The organism is Candidatus Neomarinimicrobiota bacterium, from assembly GCA_016784545.1.
In the GTDB taxonomy this organism is placed as follows: Bacteria; Fidelibacterota; UBA8477; order UBA8477; family JABMPR01; genus JABMPR01.
This window is the reverse complement of sequence record JADHUM010000011.1, coordinates 40,151-61,407: the sequence shown is the minus strand read 5'-3', so window position 1 is coordinate 61,407 and position 21,257 is coordinate 40,151. Positions and strand designations below refer to the sequence as shown.

18 protein-coding genes are annotated in these 21,257 nt (G+C 44.6%); 6 read left to right on the top strand and 12 right to left on the bottom strand.

The features are described 5' to 3' along the window. Positions 1–8 precede the first annotated feature (8 nt). Complete coding sequence (locus ISR87_04190; protein MBL7024634.1) at positions 9–395, top strand: hypothetical protein; 387 nt, start codon at positions 9–11, stop codon at positions 393–395. On the opposite strand, the gene queG is transcribed toward ISR87_04190, so the two are convergent. The 3 genes from queG to arsB are packed head-to-tail and all read right to left on the bottom strand — an operon-like array spanning position 373 to position 3,238. After that, entirely contained in the window at positions 373–1,350 is a 978-nt protein-coding gene (gene queG, locus ISR87_04185) for a tRNA epoxyqueuosine(34) reductase QueG (protein ID MBL7024633.1), read from the bottom strand. The genes ISR87_04190 and queG overlap by 23 nt on opposite strands. Further along, positions 1,331–2,173, bottom strand: coding sequence for an MBL fold metallo-hydrolase (locus tag ISR87_04180; GenBank protein MBL7024632.1), 843 nt, complete (start codon positions 2,171–2,173; stop codon positions 1,331–1,333). Before ISR87_04180 ends, queG begins: the two co-directional genes overlap by 20 nt. A 21-nt stretch (positions 2,174–2,194) precedes the next feature. Further along, on the bottom strand, positions 2,195–3,238 hold the full coding sequence (gene arsB / locus ISR87_04175; protein ID MBL7024631.1) for an ACR3 family arsenite efflux transporter: 1,044 nt from the start codon (positions 3,236–3,238) through the stop codon (positions 2,195–2,197). 192 nt (positions 3,239–3,430) lie between these two features. Here arsB and ISR87_04170 point away from each other — a divergent pair, with 192 nt between their 5' ends. Genes ISR87_04170 through ISR87_04160 form a run of 3 tightly spaced genes read left to right on the top strand, consistent with a single transcriptional unit; the run spans position 3,431 to position 7,149 of the window. After that, positions 3,431–5,137, top strand: a complete 1,707-nt coding sequence (locus tag ISR87_04170) for a M3 family oligoendopeptidase (protein ID MBL7024630.1) — start codon at positions 3,431–3,433, stop codon at positions 5,135–5,137. A 3-nt stretch (positions 5,138–5,140) separates the two neighbouring features. Beyond that, positions 5,141–6,511, top strand: coding sequence for a dipeptidase (locus ISR87_04165; GenBank protein MBL7024629.1), 1,371 nt, complete (start codon positions 5,141–5,143; stop codon positions 6,509–6,511). Then, entirely contained in the window at positions 6,508–7,149 is a 642-nt protein-coding gene (locus ISR87_04160; GenBank protein MBL7024628.1) for a hemolysin III family protein, read from the top strand. The genes ISR87_04165 and ISR87_04160 overlap by 4 nt, the downstream gene beginning before the upstream one ends. Here the strand turns inward: ISR87_04160 and ISR87_04155 are convergent. The 5 genes from ISR87_04155 to ISR87_04135 all read right to left on the bottom strand — a co-directional run bounded on the left by ISR87_04155 (position 7,146) and on the right by ISR87_04135 (position 13,628). Next, positions 7,146–8,621, bottom strand: coding sequence for a tetratricopeptide repeat protein (locus ISR87_04155; GenBank protein ID MBL7024627.1), 1,476 nt, complete (start codon positions 8,619–8,621; stop codon positions 7,146–7,148). The two genes, ISR87_04160 and ISR87_04155, sit on opposite strands and share 4 nt — an antisense overlap. A 92-nt stretch (positions 8,622–8,713) precedes the next feature. Further along, positions 8,714–9,850: an aminotransferase class V-fold PLP-dependent enzyme gene (locus ISR87_04150; protein MBL7024626.1), complete on the bottom strand. Its 1,137-nt coding sequence runs from the start codon at positions 9,848–9,850 to the stop codon at positions 8,714–8,716. A 16-nt stretch (positions 9,851–9,866) separates the two neighbouring features. Further along, the gene (locus ISR87_04145) at positions 9,867–10,193 is read right to left on the bottom strand and encodes a hypothetical protein (GenBank protein ID MBL7024625.1); all 327 of its coding nucleotides are present in this window, start codon (positions 10,191–10,193) and stop codon (positions 9,867–9,869) included. A gap of 22 nt (positions 10,194–10,215) precedes the next feature. Then, positions 10,216–12,762 carry a hypothetical protein gene (locus tag ISR87_04140; protein ID MBL7024624.1) on the bottom strand — a complete coding sequence of 849 codons (2,547 nt, stop codon included), beginning with the start codon at positions 12,760–12,762 and terminating at the stop codon, positions 10,216–10,218. A gap of 20 nt (positions 12,763–12,782) precedes the next feature. Continuing rightward, positions 12,783–13,628, bottom strand: coding sequence for a hypothetical protein (locus ISR87_04135; protein MBL7024623.1), 846 nt, complete (start codon positions 13,626–13,628; stop codon positions 12,783–12,785). A gap of 135 nt (positions 13,629–13,763) precedes the next feature. Here ISR87_04135 and ISR87_04130 point away from each other — a divergent pair, with 135 nt between their 5' ends. Next, positions 13,764–14,759: a TIGR01212 family radical SAM protein gene (locus tag ISR87_04130; GenBank protein MBL7024622.1), complete on the top strand. Its 996-nt coding sequence runs from the start codon at positions 13,764–13,766 to the stop codon at positions 14,757–14,759. A gap of 65 nt (positions 14,760–14,824) precedes the next feature. Here ISR87_04130 and ISR87_04125 read toward each other — a convergent pair whose 3' ends face one another. Further along, the gene (locus ISR87_04125; GenBank protein MBL7024621.1) at positions 14,825–16,090 is read right to left on the bottom strand and encodes a TlpA family protein disulfide reductase; all 1,266 of its coding nucleotides are present in this window, start codon (positions 16,088–16,090) and stop codon (positions 14,825–14,827) included. Positions 16,091–16,396: 306 nt separating this feature from the next. Between ISR87_04125 and ISR87_04120 the strand changes: the two genes are divergently transcribed. After that, positions 16,397–17,182, top strand: coding sequence for an SDR family oxidoreductase (locus ISR87_04120; protein ID MBL7024620.1), 786 nt, complete (start codon positions 16,397–16,399; stop codon positions 17,180–17,182). Between the two features lie 114 nt (positions 17,183–17,296). Here ISR87_04120 and ISR87_04115 read toward each other — a convergent pair whose 3' ends face one another. The 3 genes from ISR87_04115 to ISR87_04105 all read right to left on the bottom strand — a co-directional run bounded on the left by ISR87_04115 (position 17,297) and on the right by ISR87_04105 (position 21,244). Continuing rightward, positions 17,297–19,024, bottom strand: a complete 1,728-nt coding sequence (locus ISR87_04115; protein MBL7024619.1) for an acyl-CoA dehydrogenase family protein — start codon at positions 19,022–19,024, stop codon at positions 17,297–17,299. Positions 19,025–19,215: 191 nt separating this feature from the next. Continuing rightward, on the bottom strand, positions 19,216–20,238 hold the full coding sequence (locus ISR87_04110) for an electron transfer flavoprotein subunit alpha/FixB family protein (GenBank protein ID MBL7024618.1): 1,023 nt from the start codon (positions 20,236–20,238) through the stop codon (positions 19,216–19,218). A 106-nt stretch (positions 20,239–20,344) separates the two neighbouring features. Beyond that, on the bottom strand, positions 20,345–21,244 hold the full coding sequence (locus ISR87_04105; protein ID MBL7024617.1) for an electron transfer flavoprotein subunit beta/FixA family protein: 900 nt from the start codon (positions 21,242–21,244) through the stop codon (positions 20,345–20,347). Between the last annotated feature and the right edge of the window lie 13 nt (positions 21,245–21,257).

Genomic DNA, 21,257 nt, shown 5'->3' with positions numbered 1-21,257 from the left:
GAATCCCCATGTCACCCAAGTTTGCAGCAGTCATTAATTGCATGGATGGTCGCGTTCAAGATCCGGTAAATAAGTGGATGAAAGCGTATTCAGGTGCCACATACATTGATGTGATCACAGAAGCTGGACCAGACAAGATTATGGCATCAACTGCCACGGCCTCACGCCTTATTCTTAACCGGATACTGGTTTCCAGGGATAAACATCACGCCAAGCAAATTGCACTGGTAGCTCATCATGACTGTGCCGGCAACCCTGGATCTAAAGCACAACATCTGGAACACCTCCAGCAATCGGCCAAGATTATGGCAACCTGGCATCTTGGCATGACCATTCTCCTGCTATGGGTGGATGAAAACTGGCAGGTCGAGCTTATTTCTTCAATTGATGCCTGATGGCTTGATTTCGCTTTAACCCCCTCAAACCAGGACGGTCCAGAGGGGTAGCCCCAAAACTGTTTGTAAAAGACTCTCCGTCCATCCTGCTAAAATCTGGAACTCCCCCACGCTTTAAATCATCTATGGGTAAAAACGCCTGAACCTCTGATTGTTTTGCAAAACGATTCCAGGGACAAACATCCTGGCAAATATCACAGCCCAAAATCCAATTATCCATATTCTGCTGTATATCGATGGGAATATCCAGATCTGGATTAAGCTCTATGGTTGCATAGGAAATACATTTTGAGCCGTCCACCACGTAGGGTTCCGTAATAGCTTGAGTTGGACAGGCATCAATGCAGGCTGTACAGGTTCCACAAAAATCAGGAACCTCCAGACTATAGCGATCAAATTCCTCAACCGTTATAATTTCCCCTAAAAATCCCCAGCTACCACACTCACGGGTAATAATATTGCTGTGTTTCCCCTGCCAGCCAATGCCAGCCGCAGTTGCCCAATGCTTCTCCATTACTGGCGCAGAGTCTACAAACACTCGATAAAGTTGAGCTCTCTCCTTACGGGTTAAGCCCTCGATTTGTTCTGCATGCAAAAGGCTGGCTAAATCATGGAGCATATCCTTCAAAATAGTGTGGTAATCTACACTCCTGGCATATTTGGAAATAACACCATCCAGCTCCGGCAGCTTTTCGTCCTGATGATAATTAACAAAAATGGAAATGATTGAGCGGGCTCCAGGCAGGAGTTCTCCTGGATTCAGACGCTTCTCCTGATTCCGTTCCATATAGGACATCTGACCCTGATAGCCACGATTCAGCCATTCATTCAGATGCTCTGCGGCAACCCTATCTGCAGCGGCTACCCCGATTTTATGAATACCAAGTTCTAAACCAAATTGCTGAAGATCACTGTAGCTTAGCACGGCATATTGCTTAAATAATAATGTCCTCACCGCCAAAGATACCCTTTTCAGAGGAAGTAAGTTTACAGGCGATGGTTTTGGGATCATGCTCAAAAAATATCATGGCATCCTGATCCAGAAGACCTGGCAGAATGCGCTTTTTCTCTGCAATACTCCGCATGGGTTCATTGTCATAGGCCATGACCCAGGGGATTGGAATATGAGCCTTCATGGGGAAGAGGTCAGCACCATAAATGAGTGTTGAAGTTCCATCTGAGATAATTGGCAACTGCTGGCCCAGCGTGTGACCGTGGACTAACTCTAACTTAATGTCATCAAACAACTCTCGTTCTGATTTCAATATTTGCAGCATACCATTTTCAGCTAAAACAGACCAGTTTTCCGCCAGATAGCTGGCTCGATCCTTCTCAGATGGACTATTGGCCAATTCCCAATTTTCAGACTGAACCCAGTAAGATGCCTTGGGAAATACTGGAACCACTTTGCCATTCTCAATTCTTGTATTCCCACCGACATGATCGAAATGTAGATGGGTGCAAATGACATCTGTGATATCATCAACGCTTAAACCAACCTTTGCCAGGCTCTGAGGCAAAATGTATGGATCCAATTCGATCTTGAAAATTTCTTTATGTCGGGGCAGCCATTTATCACCATTACCGGTATCAATGAGAATTTTTCTATCCTTTGACTCCAACAACAAGGTTCTGGTCACCATCTCAATACGATTTAACTCATCTACCTCAACCTGTTTTGACCACAAAGTTTTAGGGACAACACCAAACATCGCTCCCCCATCAAGGGCGAAGGTTGACGTAATCAATGAGGTTAGTTTATAGGGTCCAATCTGCATGGAAATCCTTTCAATATCAATTTAGCCAGCGGCAAACGATGACTTGAAACGCAGGGAAACATTTACCAGAGCGATAAGGACTGGAACCTCAACCAGGGGTCCAATGACGGCTGCAAAAGCCTCCCCGGAATTGATTCCAAAAACAGCCACTGCGACGGCAATGGCCAGCTCAAAATTATTACTGGCTGCTGTGAAAGCCAGGGAAGTCACTTTCTCATATGAGTCACTGATTTTTCTGCCGAGGAAAAAGGACACAAAAAACATAATCAGGAAGTAAATCACCAATGGAAGGGCAATTCTTAAAACATCAAAGGGGATTTCTACAATAAGCTCACCCTTGAGAGAGAACATGACGAAAATTGTAAAAAGTAGCGCCACCAATGTGAGTGGGCTGATGGTCTTGATAAACTTCTTGTTATACCATTCCTCTCCCTTTATCCGCATGAGAAAGACACGAGACAGGAGGCCAGCAAAAAATGGTATTCCAAGATAGATGCCCACGCTTTTCGCTATTTCCAGCATAGAGATACTGGCCGCCTCCAGTTCAAACCCTAACCAGGCAGGAAAGACAGTCAAATAGAGATAGGCGAAGAGAGAAAAGAAGAGAATTTGAAAGATTGAATTTAAAGCAACCAGACCGGCTGTGTATTCCCTATCGCCACCTGCCAGATCACTCCAGACGATCACCATGGCAATACAACGTGCCAGACCAATTAAAATCAATCCAGTCATATAGTGGGGATATCCTTGAAGAAAGACAATGGCCAGGATAAACATCAATAAGGGGCCAATAATCCAATTTAGAATGAGAGAAAAGCTTAAGATGGGGATATCCTTAAAAAGGCTTCCGAGGCGCTCATAACGAACCTTGGCCAGGGGTGGATACATCATGATGATGAGTCCAATGGCTATTGGAATGTTAGTAGTACCGGATTGCATTCCGTTCCAGAAATCACTCAAACCAGGCATGGCATATCCAGCCAGAACCCCTGCTGCCATAAACAGGATTATCCAAAGTGTGAGATATCGATCGAGGAAACTGAGCTTTTTCCCTGTTTTTTCCATAGCAGCAACCCTTATGATGATTTACCAGCCCCCATCGCTAGCATGTTAACAAATATATGCTCTCACCAAAGTGAGATATTGATGAGCCGGGTTTCCCTCCCATGTCATTGGCATGGAAAATGCCCTTGCTTCGGGCTGGGACCCGTGTAACATGATCACAAGCTTGAAAGATTTGATAATGAGGAGCCAGATATGTATCAACCAACAAATTTTATTCCAACAGACCTTACCATAAATTCCTGGGCGGATTTAAAGCCCTATTTCGATTCACTCATAAGCAGCAAGGTTAATGACAGTAAAGCTTTAGGCCAACTGATCCTGCATTACAGCGAAACCTTGAGTGTATTTCATGAGCAAAATGCCTGGTCATATATCAATATGTCCCGGGAAACCACAAATCAGGAATACCTCGACCGCCACGAATTATTCGCGACAAAAATCGCTCCTGAATTAGAAAAAGCTGCCAATACCGTGGAGAAGATGATTGTCAATCATCCCGCATTTTCTGAACTGCCTGACCAACGTTTCGGTCAACTCAAGAAAAAGTTGAAACGTGAACTTGAACTGTTCCGTGAAGAAAACGTGGAATTATCTGCAGAAATTTCCAAGCTGAGTACTCAATACGATCAGCTCACCGGTGGCCTCACCGTTACTTTAGATGGTGAAGAGATGCCTATGCCCAAGGCTTCTGTCAGATTACAATCTTCTGACCGAGCGATTCGCAGGGAAGCCTGGTTGGCCATCAGTGAAAAACGATATTCCGTCAAAGAGAAAGCAGACCGGATTTTTAATGAGATGTTAAAACTGAGGGTTCAATCTGCAAAAAATGCCGGGTATGACAATTATCGCGATTTCAGTCATGATCAGCACCAACGATTTGACTACACGCCTCAGGATGCTGTCGATTTTCAGAATGCCATTGAAGAACATATTGTTCCTCTGGCTAAAAAGATTGGAGAATATCATCGAGATAAACTGGGATTAGCAAAAGATGATTATCGTCCCTGGGATGGAGCTGGTGAACCTGAGGGTCAGAAGGCTCTCACCCCCTTCAAAACTGGCGCGGAGCTCCTGGAACATGCCGTAAATATTTTTAGTGAAATTCATCCCCAATTTGGTGAAAATCTTAAAGCAATGAAGGCAGCTGACCTGTTTGATCTTGAATCCAGAAAAGGCAAAGCTCCAGGTGGCTACAATTATGGTCTGGAAACAACGGGCATGCCCTTCATTTTTATGAATGCAGCTGGTACACATCGTGATGTCGTCACCATGTGCCACGAAGGCGGACACGCCATGCATACTTTCCTCACCAATGACGAGCCCATGATTCATTATCGTGACACTCCTTCTGAAATGGCCGAAACTGCCTCCATGAGTATGGAGTTATTAACTGCAGAATTATGGAATAAATTTTATGATCAGAAGGATCATATCAGAGCCCGTCGTGAACACCTCGAAGGCATAATTACATTTTTTCCCTGGTGTGCCACTGTAGATGCATTCCAGCATTGGATTTATTTAAATCCCAACCATACAGTTGAAGAACGGGACGCTTATTTTGACGAATTGAATGGTCGTTTCACATCTGGACTGGTTAAGTGGGATGGATATGATCATATCAGGCGCAACGGCTGGCAACGTCAACTCCATATCTTTGGGATGCCTTTTTATTATGTTGAATATGGAATAGCTCAATTGGGTGCTCTCCAGGTTTATCGTCTCTACAAACAAGACCCGGAAGCTGCTTTGAAGGGCTATATCAAAGGACTAAGCCTTGGAAGTTCCAAACCTTTACCGGAGGTCTGGGAAGCCATGGGCATCAAGTTCGATTTTTCAGCGGATACCCTGAAAGAACTGGTGGCCTTTGTCCAACAAGAATTGAAGAATCTACAGGACTAAAATATGAAGAAAACGCTAGACTTTTTAGGACAACACCATGACAGGTATGAACAGGAACTGATTGGTATTCTCAAGATCCCAAGCATCAGTTCTAATCCTGACAATCATGACGATATGCGAGATATGGCAGAGTTGCTAAAAACAGAAATGCGCAGCATCGGTATGGATGAGGTGGCTATCTTCGAAACTGGCGGACATCCTGTCGTTTATTCTGAGTGGCTTGGTGCACCTGGAAAACCGACCCTCCTCATTTATGGACATTACGATGTCCAACCCGTTGACCCAGTGGAATTATGGAACTCACCACCCTTCGAGCCAGTCATTAAAGATGGTAAAATTTTCGCCCGGGGATCTGCAGATGATAAGGGACAGATATATATCCACCTTAAAGCCATTGAAGCATGGTTGGCAACCAAGGGTACACTCCCAGTAAATGTAAAATTGCTTTTCGAGGGCGAGGAGGAAGTCGGCTCTACCCATCTGGAAGACTTTATCAAGGAACATGAGGAAATGTTGGCTGCAGACTATGTGGTCATCTCTGACACCCCCATGTTTAGAGCAGGCTATCCTGGTATTACTTATGGCCTTCGTGGCCTGGCATACCTTCAGGTAAACCTACGCGGAACATCCACAGATCTTCACTCGGGTTCCTTTGGTGGTTTGGTCAAGAATCCCATCAATGCTCTGGTTGAAATTCTGGCCCAGATGAAAGACGAAGACGGACGTATCCTTATTCCAGGATTCTATGATGATGTGCTACCCATTACTGAGAATGAACATGAGAAACTCAGCAATTTACCATTCAGCGCCAAAGATTTTGCAGATAGCATCAATGCGCCTGCTCTCTTTGGTGAAGCAGGTTACGATGATTTAGAACGTCTCTGGGCGCGTCCAACGTTTGACATCAACGGTATTTGGGGTGGGTTTCAGGGTGAAGGCGCCAAAACCGTTATCCCAGCCGAAGCCCATGCAAAAGTATCCATGCGTCTCGTGGCAGATCAGGATCCTGATGATATCGCCAGAAAATTCACTGCCTATGTCAAATCTCTTAATCCAGAGAGCATGGAAGCTGAAGTTGAAGCCATGCATGGTGGATTTGGATACGTAACCGATCTGGACAATCCCGGACTTCAAGCCGGTGTACGAGCTTTGAAAAAAGCATTTGGGAAGGAAGTAGATTTTCTACGCGAGGGAGGGTCCATACCCATCGTGAAAGTATTCGCAGATATTATCAAGGCACCTGTACTCCTTATGGGATATGGGCTCCCTGATCAAAACGCCCACGCCCCCAATGAAAATTTCAGCCTGTATAACTTCCATAAAGGAATAGAAAGCATTGTCTATTTCTTTGAGGAAATTGGGAATCTAAAGTGAGTCGGTCACGGGCAGACTATGAAGAGTTAGCCAACACCATTACCCATGGTATAGGTGTTGGCTTTAGCATCACAGGACTCATCCTGCTGGTCGTTAGAGCTGCCCTCTATGGAACAGCCTGGCATGTCGTCAGTTTTAGCATTTACGGTGGTTCCCTCATCATGTTGTACCTGGCATCCACCCTCTATCACGGTTTCCGCACACCCCGTATCAAAGAAATATTGCGAATCTTTGATCACTCTGCGATTTATCTGCTGATTGCCGGTTCTTACACCCCCTTTTTGTTGGTCACCCTGAGAGGACCCTGGGGCTGGAGCTTATTCGGCACGATCTGGGGGTTGGCCATACTGGGAATTACCTTCAAACTCCTATTCGGACCAAAATATGATGTTCTCAGCACAATTTTTTATCTGCTTATGGGATGGGTGGTCATTATTGCCATAAAACCCCTTCTGGCAGCGCTTCCCACGGCAGGTCTGCTATGGTTAATGACTGGAGGTCTGGCATATTCTCTGGGAGTTATTTTTTACGCCTGGGAAAAGTTACCCTACAACCATGCTATCTGGCACGGATTTGTTTTAGCTGGAAGCCTGTTCCACTTTTTCGCAGTCTTCTACCATATTGCCCCTGCTGCTTAAGCGGGATTCTTGGCGAACTTCGTTTTACTTAATACCAGCACCTGATCCATACTATTCAAGACATTTAACTCTTCAGCCCGTAGCATGAAACTGGCTGCCTGCTCAATATCACCCAGTCCCTCATATGCTTGTCCCATGCGAAAAAGATTATAGGGGTTCAATTGATTGGCTTCCTTGAGCTTGTCAATGGCAGTTTGGTACTTTTTTTCCTCAAGGGCTATGATTCCATCCAATTGGGAGATTAGTTTTATCTGAATAGGATTTTTTCTGATACCCACTTGCTCAGCAAATAGGCCTGAGGTCTCTTTGGCCTTTTCGAATTCACCCTGGACTGTAAAAACTCGCGCAACATTATACAGATGAGTGGTGTGGCCGTTGATTTTGACAGCTTGGGGTAGATTAGATTTATCAATCACATCCATGGATTTATCAAAGTGAGCCAATGCTACAGAAGGTTGGTGTAGTTCAAGATAAAGATTCCCCAAAATGACCAGATCGTTGGCCATGTTTCCTACATCTTGACTTGCTTGAGACAGTTTAAGATTTGACAGCATGGACTCAATTGCCTGAGAAATATTTCCCTCGCTAACATAAGTCAATGCTTCAGTAAAAATAGCTCGTCTGGTATCGATAACATTTCGAGCATTTTCCTTTAATAGCTCCAATTGTATTCGGGCTCTATTTTGCTCACCCAAAAAGATATAATTGCAGGCGAGACCAATATGACTTGCCATAAAATTCGGATCCTGTTCAAGTGCTCTGGCATAGAATTCTATGGACTCGTTAAAACGCCCCATTTCCATGAGTAGCTCAGCATATGAGTCATAGGCGTTGGGATTGTCAGGGTTCAATTTAATATAGAATTTGAAGGCTTTTTCAGCCTCTCCATAATTCCCCAGGGCTCTTTGTGAATAGCCCAACTGATTGTGAAGAATAGCCAAATTATTATTCACTTTTGTAGCCTGGTTGTAGGAAAGAATGGCCTGTTGGTACAGGCGGAGACCAAAGTAATAATTACCCAGAAGTAGATGTGCAGATTCATCCCCGGGGAACTTATCAACCAGCTTTTGTAAGGTCCTCTCTTGTTTGGTATTATTCCCTTCAAATCCATATTTAGCGGCTTTAATTATTAACTGTTCACCCTCACTGGCTTGTGATGCATATGCCTTGGCAGAGTCCAGATACGCAACAAACAGGGCAGTTCCCGGGGAAACATAGGCCAGGTTCAACCAGGCCGTGGCAAATGTGGGATCCGCATCCAGGGCAAGACGAAAATGTGTGGCAGCCTGTACAGTTTGAAGTTTGTTGGCAAATATCATCCCCTTCTGAAATTCATTGGCAGCCAGGGTTGATTGAGTGGTTACAGGTACCTTGGCCGAAGACACTATGGATGCATCTTCCTTGGCACAGCTTCCCAGCGCAAGCATAATCCCCAGGGTGAGAATTAGGCTAATTCTGCTTGATTGGTTCATGGTTGACCCCTCAATTTATTTTCCAGCTTTTTCAAAACATGATGGTATTATTTGATGAACGCCAACATGTTGTTCAGGTTCCGCTGAGATAATCAGACATTTTCCCTTAGAAGTGACAGAATCTGATCTACCTCATCAGGCGAGTTATAGTAATGTGGCGCCAGACGAAGGCCTCCTCCACGTAAGGAGATATTAACACCAGATTCTGAAAGCGATTGAAAAATGGATTCATTCCTGGAGTGATCTGTGTGCGAGAACATACAGATACTACTATGCTCATTTTCTTCAAATTGATACATGGTTTCAAAGGGCATCTCTTCCAGCCCCCATTCAAACTGACCAATAAGTTTACGAACATGACGAAAAATACTATCGATACCACATTCCAGGAGCAATTCAGTGGCTTTTTCAGCGCCTGCCATCCCTGCAGCATTAAATGCACCCAACTCAAAGCGCTTTGCGTCAGGGCTAAGCTCTTGATTAAAATTACCGAAATCCATAGGATTCAGGTGACCCATATAGCCTCTATTTACCAATTTCAGACCTGCTTGAAGTTTTTCGGTCACATATAGAAAACCGGTTCCCAGAGGGGACATCATCCATTTGTGTCCACCAACTGCCATAAAATCAATCCCTGAATCAATGACATCGGTAGGTACAACACCCACCGATTGGATGGCATCGACAGAGAAAAGAATATTTCTGGAATGACACAGCTCAGAGAGGGTTTTCATATCTGCACGATAACCTGTTAGATATTGTACACTGCTGATTGAGATAAGTCTGGTCTGTGGTTTCAAAGCCATCTCGAATAATTCAGGGGTGACTCTTCCGTCTGGTGCAGAAATAAATTCGACCTCTACTCCTTTATCTTTCAAATTCAGGAAGGGCATGACATTGGATGGGAATTCATCCACATAGAGCAGGATGTGATCACCCGGTTTCCAATCCAATCCATTGGCCAGCACATTGATTCCTGAAACTGTATTCGCCATATGAGCAATACGCTCTGCCGGAGCCCCTACCAGTTTGCCATAATTTGCCCTGAGACCCTCCATATGTCCTTCAGCAATATTCCAGGAAAGCGGATTTCCCATTTGCCGATGTTCTAAAAATTCGTTCATGGCATTTGCGACGGGTTTTGAAAGAGGGCTATAGGCGGCATGATTGAAAAACAAACGTTTTCCAGCCACGTCGAAATAGGATCTGAATTGCTCTTGAGATATCATGAATTTCCTTTGCTCATCAATGACGGGATGGTGGGAAGAAACAGCATTGGGGTAAGCGACCCCGGGCAACCTCATTACCAGGCTTGCCATCAATGGTGAAACCATAGTCTCCGAGGTGGGCTTCAATTTCGTCTGCAGAGACTTGATTTTCCCAATAGCTTATTTGTGCTTTCTGAGTCTGAATATTGGCGGAAAAAGTCTTTATACCTTCTAAGTCGAGGATGCGACCCTCAAAAATCTTTTGTCCATCCATACAAACCAGCTCAGCGATTTCCAGTTCCAGGTGAAGAATTTTTGCTTCCTTCCCACAGGATATGAGTAAAAGTCCCAGTATAATGAACACGAAAGTGGTGCTTATTAGAATCCTATTTTTCAGATTCAACCTCCTGTACGCGTTTTTCCAGACCATCTATTTTCTCAGTAAGTTCTTCGAGTTGTTTTTGCAATTTCTTGGTCTCAGTTCCGTCACCTGAAGCCTGAATGGCTTGAACTTGACGTTTTATCAGCGGATGATCCTGTACGGCTAAACGCGATTGGAGTGATTGAAGAGATGGAATTCCAGCAGCGTCTTTTGTGGCGCCAAGACCTCTAGCCGCATTTATTTGAACGGGGTAGCTGGGATCTTCTGTGGCTGCACAAATAGCCTGTGTCATCCTTTTCTGGAGGTGTGGCGCCATCCAGTCCTTCATTGAGGTCAGCGCAGCAAGTCTGGCCACTTTCTCATCATAAAAATGCACAGGGGCGTCGATTCCATCCAGAAGTGCTTCCAGAGCTCCTTCATTTCGACTGGCAGCCAAGCCAAGAAAAGCACCTGCGCGAACCAGGTTTCTCCAGCCATCTTTTTTTGCATAGGCAGTTAACAGGGGGATGTCTTCTTCGTTGCGCTGTTTGCCTAGACTTTCCAGGAGCGCCATTTCTCCTCGATATGGCAGATCGCTTGCTTTCAACTTCGAGAGTATAGATTTTCTCAAAGTCTCGTTTCGATGAACACCGCATGCTCGGGCAGCTTCCTCAATTACCATGGGATCTGTTTCCAGAGGCAACAGGTCGGCGAGATGCCCATAGGCATAGGCATTCCCGACGGATCCCAGGGATCGATAAGCATGAATTCTGAGACCCCAACGTTCTTCCTGGCTGAGATAGTCGCGGATGGCCTGCAAATTTTTACGCTTGCCAGTTTTTGCCAATTCACTCATAGCCTGCATCAGTCCACGGACCGTCTTACCGTTCTCAAGGAGATGGCGTAGCTTATCATCACCAGGATTAAAATCCGCCTCGAATAGAGCTTTCATGCCTGGATCAAGCATGACATGGGCAGGCTCATCCATCTTAATATTTACAATCTGAGTTCCCTTGGAAAGCTGGACAACGTCGACATAATCAGCTCCCTTACCATCCTGCCAACCAACTTCAACTTCCATTTCAAACAGCTCAATCCCCTTTTTATCGTCGACTTGAGTTTGTTCGAAAGTGAATTTGCCCACACCCTTTTTCTTGTCATATTCGAAGCTGACCTTCAGGATTGGATAGCCCTTGGATCTAAACCACATATCAAAAAAACTATCCAGGTTCAGGCCTGAATGATTTTCAATACAGCGTTGAAAATCCAGGGATTTTACCGTTCGTGCAGCATAGGTATTGACGTATTCCTGGACACCGGCCCAAAAATTATCATCTCCCACCAGCTGGCGCAGCATATGCAATCTCCAGGCACCGCCAGGATAGAGGTGCATGTCAAACATATTCCAGCTGTGATCGTATTCTCGGGTGATAATGGGACGCACATAGTTGTTCTTTGCTTCACCCATATAACTTTTGGATTCTTCAGCGAGTTGCCAGTGCATGGCATCAAGACCCTCAGAATCTTCCAGCCATACTGATTCTATGTAAGTCGCCCAGCTTTCTTTGAGCCAGACATGGGCAAAATCATAGGATACGACGGCATCCCCAAAATATGAATGTGACATTTCGTGGACATTGATCAGGTCCATGATATACTTCCATTCTTTGGCCATGGTCTCATCCAGCATGAATTTATCATCCCAGGATACAAGAGAGATATTCTCCATGGCGCCGCCCACTTCCCGACCAGCAATCTGGAAATATTTGGGATATGGAAATGCCATATCAAGTTTTTTCTCCATCCAGATCAGCATTTTTCTGGTGGGCTCAAAGGTGCGCTTCAGTTGTTCTGGGGTATATGACTTGTCTGCATAGTAGGCAATGGGAATATCTCTGAGTGGTTTATCCTCGAAGACCGAAAATTCACCTATGGCAAAACAGGCGAGGTAGCTGGGGCAGGGGTAATCCAGTTGCCAATGGGCAGTCTTCATGCCATTCTTAATTTCTTCAGAGACCAGGGCACCATTTGCCAGAATTGTTAAATTCTCATCTGCAGTGAGATAATACTCCATCTTTGATCGAATTGTGGGGAAGTCCACACAGGGGAACCAATACCTCGCACGTTCTGTCTCATTGTCTGTGATGGCGTAAAATGGAAACTCTGGTCGTTTCTTATCTGGCGCTGAAAACTGAAGCCCTGAAATAGGTTCTTGTATATGATAGTCTACACGGATGACACTCTCTTCATTTACTGCAAAGGGTTTTTCAAAATTCAAGTCAATGACTACATCATTATAAGCATGGTCCATCCCTTTTTTGCTTAGATCCTGGACTTTAACTCCCTCAAAATCCACTGCGTCTAATTTGATTGAATGATATCCCGCCACATTGGCTCGCAATGTGATTATTGCATACCCTGCTGCTGACTTCTGCTTCAAGTCAACGGTGAGATGCACCTCAGTATGAACAGGTTCGAGCTTCAGGTCTGGAGCATAATTTTTTACAGCGCCACTGAGGGTAAAATCACCTGGTTTAAATTGATTACGTCTGGCTAGGTGTTCATACTTCATTTGATATCCTTAAAAAAAATCTATTTGCTAAAGGCTGAGAGCGGTATTTCATACCATTCCCGCTGTTCATTGGTTACAATAATTGTTTTGGGATCCTTAAAACAAACCCCTTCAGCCTGATCAGCCTTGACCAGGGTAAAGGTTTTGGGGGTTTGGGCTAAAAAATCATCCCCTCGTGGTGGTTTGGGAAAATACCATATGATGGTTGCCAGGGGGTTTTGGGCGATCAACACCATGGCTGATTCATCTGGAGCCATACTGGCATCTGTGATCCAGCCTCCCAGGTCTTCCTTACGGTTTATCAATTTCAGCACATTTACTTTGTTTGTATATCGTGTATCCATGCGATACAGCTTGGTTGATGCAGTGGGTTTTCTGATTTGATTGGCCGCTCTATGTTTGGTGAGAAAATATATTTTCCCCTGAAACGTAAAAATGGACTCACAATCAAATTCCCAATCCTTAGCCGGATAATTGGATTGATCCTCATACCGGACAGGTAGCCAGACCAGGGGGCGGGTTTCATAGGTTGAACGAGGATTTGGTTCAGGAATTAGATAGACTCCCAGATCTCGTCTTGCATTTCCATTGTTCCCAACATCAGCAATCAACAAGGTATCCTTTAATACAGCCAGGGCTTCCCAATCGATGAGACTGGCATTTTTTATTTTTATCCCGGGATAGTCGTCAATTTTATTTCCGCTATATCGTTTTTTCATAAAATCTGGGACAATCATTTCGCCCTGCCCAGTCAAGGGATACACAAATGGTTTATCCCCGGAGTCATTACACACCCAATAGACGTTTTCATAGGTTAGACTCTTGATGATGGCACTCTGCTCATCAACGTCTTTATGCTTTACCACGCATATTTTTTCCTGAGCACTCAAATTCGCGATCAAGATAAAAATCAATAATATTCGTAAGCTCATTGACATGAAGAATTGTTCCTTGGGGTGGATATTTCCATCGTTTCTCTCGCGAAAAGAAGTACTGTTTTTATGGGAACCAGGTTAAATAGTGACATGAGTGCAAATTCAACAACTGATGCTGGAAATCAAGTAAAAATCTGGTTAAACCGGCGTTATCATAACTACAACTATTACCTCCAGAAGACCTATGGTGAGAAAATCCGCAAGGTTTCATTGCATGGTGGCTTTACCTGTCCCAATCGCGATGGTTCCAAGGGACGAGGTGGTTGTGTGTACTGTAATAATGATAGCTTTGTCCCCCACTACATCAACAAGGACATGTCCATTCCATTACAGATGGAAGCTTCTATCCCCTTTATGATCGACCGCTATGATGTCCAAAAGTACATCGCCTATTTTCAGGCATATTCCAATACCTATGATGAATTGGATAAATTGAAACGTATGTATGAAGAGGCCGTGGATTATCCCAATGTCATCGGGTTGGATATTGGAACTCGAGGTGATTGTGTTGATGAGCCCCTGCTTGAATATCTAGCCGGATTGAATGAGCGGGTGAATGTGACTCTGGAGTATGGCATTGAGTCCGTCCACGACAAGACCCTGGAGTGGATGAATCGTGGGCATGATTATGAGTCTGTGATTAAGGCAGTTGAACTAACCAAACAGTATGGCATAAAAGTCGCGGGACATATCATTCTGGGTTTCCCCGTTGAATCAAAGGGAATGATGCTGGAAACCGGTGTGGCGGCCAATGATCTGGGACTTGATTTCCTGAAAATCCACCAGCTACATGTTGTCAAGGGAACTGTGCTGGCAAAAAGATATCAGGACAAGCCATTTCCACTTTTTCAGGCTGATGAGTATATAGAATTGGTGGCAGATATTCTGGAGCGGTTAAATCCCGAAATTGTTATTCAGCGATTATTCGGCGACGCCCCCGATGAGATCCTGATTGCCCCTCGTTGGGGATACAATATTCCCAAACTTACCCACCTCATGGACCTAGAGCTAAATCACCGTGATACCTGGCAAGGTCGATTGTTCAAGATTAAAAATCATTGATAGAATCTCCCCAGTGACCTCGGACCTGCATTTATCCTATTTTATGAAGGGACCATCAAAATGTTTTATTCGTAAATCGCTTTTAATTTAGTATTTAACAATTCGCCTCTCAGCTCATTATTGATGCTCACTACCTTGCCCTCAGGATCTATTAAAAAAAGAGATGGATAAGACCTAATCTGATACAGTTTTTGTATGGGACCCCCCATACCCTCAAGGACATGGTTCCAGTTCATTCCCTTCTCCGTCACATACTCCTCGAGTTTCGGGGCCTCGAACTTGTCGCTGCTGATACTTAATATTTCAAAGCCACTCTCATGGAAGGCAGCGTATACTTTTTTCAAATTGGGTATTTCACCGACACAGGGTCCACACCAGGTCCCCCAAAAATCGAGAAGTACATATTTCCCTTTGAAGTCCGACAACTTGCCTTCATCGCCCTTGATAGTTTTGTACTCGAAATCTGGGGGAATTGATCCGATGAGCTTATTTTGAAATTCAGAACTTCCGTTACTCATCTTTTGATATTCTAAGAAGCTTTGATATCTCCTTTTCGCCGCTCCATAATGACTCTCCTGGGGGACTGCTTCCATGATTGACATAAACTCATTATTGGTTTTCATTGATGATCTACTTATTGAGTTCATATAATCGAGCATGAAATTTGCCTTCAGTAGCTTCAGGGAATCAGATTCGCCAAGTTTATCAACAAGATCCGTATAGGCCTTACCGGCATCATCATAGACAGAAATAAGATCCGTAAAAGATTCAGCGGCTTCAAATGCTTTCCGCCAATAAACGGTCTGGGCAACCCAATTGGTGGGATACCCCTCTATTTCAGCCCCAATCTCGGCTAAAATTGCTTCCTGAGATTCTCCAGCCATGACGAGAAAATCAACATTCCTGAAACGGGAATTTTCCACAGGGTTTCCTGCTTCATTGTATATGTAATTTGTAAAAGTCTTTTGGTCGTTATAATCAAATGCTTTACCATCAGTAAAATAATAACTCAATAGGCTTGCATACTCTGGAATGGAAATAGTGGCTTCCCAATGGGAATCAATTTTTTCCATCTGTACCTCAGATGCTCGACCAGAATCTGGCGTTAGCACATTTCTGAATAGACCCGCAGGCCCTTGATAATTATTGCCTGTGGTCCCCCAGTAATCAAAACAATACACCAGCATAATTTCGTCAGATAGCAGATTATTCTGATTGTCATATCTAATCACAAAGTCTTGCCCAAGAATTGGTTCATTTTCTACGCTTCCCCCACAGCTCTGGAAAAATAGAACCAGTAGAATTGTTCCGATAAGTCGACTTGTCTTCATTCTAAACCCCCTTTAAGCTTCTTCTCATGAAAGTTGAGCGGCTGACCATGTATTGGATAACACCTTTGCCACTCCTGGTGAAAACTAGAAAATTTCAAATAAATTGAAAGAAGTCTTTGATGGAGCAGATTTGAGCAGTTTTGCATAATGAGCAATGTGGCCGGGGAGTGAAGGCGGCTATATGGCAAAGACGGTAGGTCTGAATTTATTTGCGATAATTTCTATCACAAATAAACTACTTTTCATCGCATGGGCAAAATCTATATTCACCGTCAGTTTGGATATTGACCAACGAAAGGAAGAGTTATGCAGAAATGGGCATTAATTTTAGGCGCTTCAAGTGGATTTGGTGGAGCCATCTCCAAAAAACTTGCCGCCAATGGATATAATATTTTCGGCGTTCACCTCGATCGCAAGGCAACCATGCACAATGTGGACGCTATTAAGGCAGACATCGCTGCATCTGGTTCAAAATCTATGTTTTTTAACATTAATGCAGCTGATACCAGAGCCAGAAAAGAAGTGATCAGAGTAATGGAAGAGACCTTCTCCCAAGAGGCGGGTACCGTTCAAATTATGGTCCACTCACTTGCTTTTGGGACCCTTCTTCCCGTCGTATTCAATCCCGGTCAAGGTGGGGTTGTTCACAAAAACCAGATGGATATGACTCTGGATGTGATGGCCCACTCTCTGATTTACTGGACCCAGGATTTGGTTGGACATAGATTGATGAAGGAAGGCGGTCACATATTCTGTATGACCAGTTCCGGCGGTCACACTGTATGGCCTAATTATGGCGCCGTTTCTGCTGCCAAAGCAGCTCTGGAAGCCCATACCCGCCAGATCGCTTTTGAACTGGCTCCAAAAAGCATCGCAGCTAATGCATTGAGAGCGGGTGTTACCGACACACCTGCCTTGAGGAAAATCCCAGGTAACGAGCAAATGATTGCCCGGGCTTTAAATGCCAATCCTGGTGGTCGTCTCACCACACCGGATGATGTTGCTGAAGCTGTCCTTACCTTTTCAGGAATGAGTACCTGGATTACCGGCAATGTTATTGGTATTGACGGTGGTGAGGACAACGCTGGTTAATCAACCCAGTTATAATTGTTAGATCTAAAAAGGACCCCGAAATCGGGGTCCTTTTTTTATTGGTAGGTGCTGGGTGGTAGCATCCTTGCATGCAAGGATGCTACGAAACACGGTCTATTCCTTGGTTAGAATCTGTTCCACATCAGCAAACAAGGTATCAAAACCCCGGGTAATTGATTCTGTATGATGCATTGAAGTGGCAAGTGCATCCATGATGTATTTCTTGGCAATCAACATCTTCCGTGAATCCTCGGAGGCTTCTTCAAGAATCAGATAACCCACATAGATTGAACCATACATTTCCACCAGCTCAGCAGAATGTAATTCCTGATAGGCCTTGTCCTCTTTATCCAGAACATGCACTTTGCATTTTTCCATGAGTGTACGAATCTTTTTCAGCTTGTTGGCGAGCTGTCTAGCTTCATGGCGATGTTCACGGGCTTCAAAAGCATCGAATTGGTCATCGCAAACCCCTTTGATCACACCACCAATAGCTGCAATAACCTGAAGTTGCGAGGTACCTTCATAAATATTCGTAATGCGGACGTCACGAAAGTGCCGCTCTACATTGAACTCCTGCATATACCCGGTTCCACCGTGAATCTGAATAGCGTCATAGCAGATACGGTTGGCCTTTTCAGAGATGACAAATTTTGAAAGAGGGGTCAGGAAGTCAGCCATGGCCTTCCAGTGTTTGGCCTGATCTTTCATTTCGGCAAATGACTCACCGGCTTCCTTTAACCTTGCCATCTCCATATCGCTGACCTTATGCATATCAACTGCTCGGGCTGTGGCATATATGAGCGTTCTTGAGCTTTCAAGATCGACCTTCATTTTAATGAGCATGTCAGCCACAGCTGGGAAATTCAAAATGGGTTTGCCAAATTGTTCGCGCTCCTGGGCATATCTTCTGGCTTCTACATAGGCAGCCTGGGCAATTCCCAGGGCTTGAGCAGCAACACCAAGACGAGCCCCATTCATGAGTGCCATGACATAGGATATGAGTCCACGTTTCCGCGAGCCAATCAGTTGAGCTGGAGTATCATGAAACTGCATTTCACAGGTTGGTGAACCCTTGATGCCTAATTTATGCTCGATACGTCTGATCTGGACTGTGTCGTCACCATAGCATACAAACAGGGAAAGACCACGTCCATCACGGGTACCCTCTTCAGACCGAGCCAGCACCAGATTAACATCTGCATTACCATTGGTGATGAAACGTTTGACGCCACTGAGGAACCAATTCCCCTTTTCATCCTGATATGCTCGCGTTTTGACAGCCTGCAAATCTGAACCAGCATCTGGTTCGGTGAGAACCATGGCGCCAGTCACTTCACCACTACTGAATTTTGGAAGAAATTCGTCCTTGATTTCATCTGTGGCATAGTTCTCAATGGTTTCAGAAATATCCTGAAGTCCAAAAAGATTCATCAGAGATGCATCCCCACGGGAGACCATCTCAATGGCAAAAATGTAGAGCGAGATGGGTAGGTTTAATCCACCATATTTACGTTCCAGAATAAAACCCATGAGCCCGGCTTGATTCAGACGCTCCATTGCTTCTTCAAGACCCTTGGCGTATGTCACCACACCGTCTTCAAAGGTGGAGCCTAATTCATCAACTTCTCTGGCTCGTTCAGCGACAAAATTACCAGCTATATCTCCAACCACTTCCAGGATGCGTTTAAAATTGTCCTTGGCATCCTCATAGTCGCGAGGTGCAAAACTGTACTGCTCAGCCTGCTTATAGTCATCTTCACGGATTCTGATAATTTCCTCAAGATCAATGCGATTGAATTGAAATTGAATATCGGCGTTTTCATTGAAAAAATTTGACATACACTATTCTCGCTTCATGATGAATATTATTTAACGTTCGTCTGTCTGAGGCTCTCGAAGACAAGAGCCACATTCGACTAAAAATTCCTGGAATTGCTCGCTCAGCCGACTTGTCCTTTAACCCTTCGACAGGCTCAGGGAGACAAGCTGGAATAACATTTTGCGGCAAGGTATTGTATAACATATGTGCCTTAATGCAGCTGACTTTTATAAGCAGCGATTAATTTGGGTATCACATCTGTGAGGTCACCATGAATCCCATAGTGAGCAACTTGAAAAATGGGTGCTTCGGCATCACTATTGATGGCAATAATTTTTTGAGATTCCTGCATTCCTGCACGATGCTGTATAGCCCCTGAAATACCGATGGCTATATAAAGTTTGGGACGCACAGTTGTTCCTGTCTGACCTACCTGACGTTCAGAGCTGATGAGACCAGCATCTACTGCAGCCCGCGAACCAGCGACCTCAGCACCCAATAACTTTGCCAAATCTTTGATGAGTTGAAATTTTTCAGGTGTATCTGCTCCATATCCACCAGCTACTATAATTGGAGCCCCCTTGAGATTGACGCTTGAAGCTTCCTGATGTTTTTCAATAATCCTTACTGCAACTTCGACTGGATCCAACTCAACCTTTACAGGAATGATGGTCCCCTTTCGGGAGGCATCCGGTTCACCCATTTCCATGACTCCTTCACGGATAGTTGCCATTTGAATTTCTACATCGGGTGAGATGATGGTGGCGATAATATTACCACCAAAAGCGGGACGAATTTGAAGTAGAAGATCTTTATGTTCGACCTTTCGGATAGTCACCGTTTCAATCTTCAACTCTGTACAGTCAGCAGTCAAACCGGAGCGGGTATGTGAGGCTACCCTGGGAGCGATATCACGACCAATATGGGTGGCACCAAACAGGACCACGCGGGGTCTTTTCTCTTCCACCAGATTGGTAATCAGGTTTGCGTAGGGCATACTGCGGAAATCTTTGAGTTCCACATCATCCAGGAGATAAACATTGTCAGCGCCATGGGCGAACAAAGTCCTGGATAAACCTTCAACTTGATCCCCAAGCAGGACTGCACTTACCTGTGACTTCATCTTTTGAGCCAGTGTTCTCGCCTTATGGAGCAACTCCAGGCTGACATCAGCCAGCTCCCCATCGGTTTGCTCAGCAAACACCCACACCATATCTTTTATTTTTGATTTCATATTCTACTTCATTCTGATCAGTTTTTTACAACGAAGCGGACGAAGTGAAGCCTTTCGCAGCTTTGTTCGTAGGTTTCGTTGAATCCGTTGTAAGAGATTTGATGTTTTATCCAAAGATGTGATCTTGCATCAGTTCAGAAATCATATCATTCATGCCCTCAGGAGTGGGTGGAACCTTTTTGAATTCAGCCCCGCTGAGTACCACATTCTCCACCTTATGCACCTTGGTGGGAGATCCAGCCAGTCCGCACCATTGAACATCTGCATCGATGTCCTCAATATTCCAGGTCTCGATGAGTAAATCCTGGGCTTTGGCTTTCTCCATAAGTTCATCCATCCACACCAGATCATGGCTGTCATCCACAGTAGCTTCAATTTCAAATCTGGACTGTGCCCGTTTAAAGGTACACAACCTTTTTACATCAAAGGGACGTGGTTCAGCCGCATCTTTTGTGACCGTCAGCAGAACCGGTAAGGGGGCTTCCAGAATCTCATAGCCATTCTTTATGGCTCGTTTGGCTCGAATCGTTCTCTTTTTCAAATCCAGATCTTGAACTTCCAGAGTATAGGTGATTTGAGGGATGCCCAATTTTTCAGCTGTTTGTGGTCCCACCTGAGCCGTATCACCATCAATAGCCTGACGTCCACCGAAGATGAGATCATATTTACCAATACGATGGACTGCTTTATGTAAGGCATATGAAGTAGCCAGGGTATCTGCAGCTGCAAATCGACGATCACTCACCAATATGGCACGATCTGCTCCCATGTATAGGCATTCCCGGAGCATGTTGGCAGCATTGGGAGGACCCATGGTCAAGGCAGTTACCTTACCTCCGTGCTTATCTTTTAAGCGCAGGGCCAGTTCTAAAGCTTCTTGATCCTCGGGATTGAATATGGCAGGAAGTCGAGCTCGATTAACCGTTCCATCGGGGCGCATGACCTCGCCAGATATGTTGGATGTATCAGGGACTTGTTTGACTAAAACTATGGTATGAAGTGACATTAATAATCTCTCC

Excerpts from the sequence above, each read along its gene's own strand:
- ISR87_04190 (MBL7024634.1), top strand. The coding sequence starts at position 9 with ATGTCACCCAAGTTTGCAGCAGTCATTAATTGCATGGATGGTCGCGTT.
- ISR87_04180 (MBL7024632.1), bottom strand. The coding sequence starts at position 2,173 with ATGCAGATTGGACCCTATAAACTAACCTCATTGATTACGTCAACCTTC.
- arsB (MBL7024631.1), bottom strand. The coding sequence starts at position 3,238 with ATGGAAAAAACAGGGAAAAAGCTCAGTTTCCTCGATCGATATCTCACA.
- ISR87_04170 (MBL7024630.1), top strand. The coding sequence starts at position 3,431 with ATGTATCAACCAACAAATTTTATTCCAACAGACCTTACCATAAATTCC.
- ISR87_04165 (MBL7024629.1), top strand. The coding sequence starts at position 5,141 with ATGAAGAAAACGCTAGACTTTTTAGGACAACACCATGACAGGTATGAA.
- ISR87_04155 (MBL7024627.1), bottom strand. The coding sequence starts at position 8,621 with ATGAACCAATCAAGCAGAATTAGCCTAATTCTCACCCTGGGGATTATG.
- ISR87_04150 (MBL7024626.1), bottom strand. The coding sequence starts at position 9,850 with ATGATATCTCAAGAGCAATTCAGATCCTATTTCGACGTGGCTGGAAAA.
- ISR87_04140 (MBL7024624.1), bottom strand. The coding sequence starts at position 12,762 with ATGAAGTATGAACACCTAGCCAGACGTAATCAATTTAAACCAGGTGAT.
- ISR87_04130 (MBL7024622.1), top strand. The coding sequence starts at position 13,764 with ATGGGAACCAGGTTAAATAGTGACATGAGTGCAAATTCAACAACTGAT.
- ISR87_04125 (MBL7024621.1), bottom strand. The coding sequence starts at position 16,090 with ATGAAGACAAGTCGACTTATCGGAACAATTCTACTGGTTCTATTTTTC.
- ISR87_04120 (MBL7024620.1), top strand. The coding sequence starts at position 16,397 with ATGCAGAAATGGGCATTAATTTTAGGCGCTTCAAGTGGATTTGGTGGA.
- ISR87_04115 (MBL7024619.1), bottom strand. The coding sequence starts at position 19,024 with ATGTCAAATTTTTTCAATGAAAACGCCGATATTCAATTTCAATTCAAT.
- ISR87_04110 (MBL7024618.1), bottom strand. The coding sequence starts at position 20,238 with ATGAAATCAAAAATAAAAGATATGGTGTGGGTGTTTGCTGAGCAAACC.
- ISR87_04105 (MBL7024617.1), bottom strand. The coding sequence starts at position 21,244 with ATGTCACTTCATACCATAGTTTTAGTCAAACAAGTCCCTGATACATCC.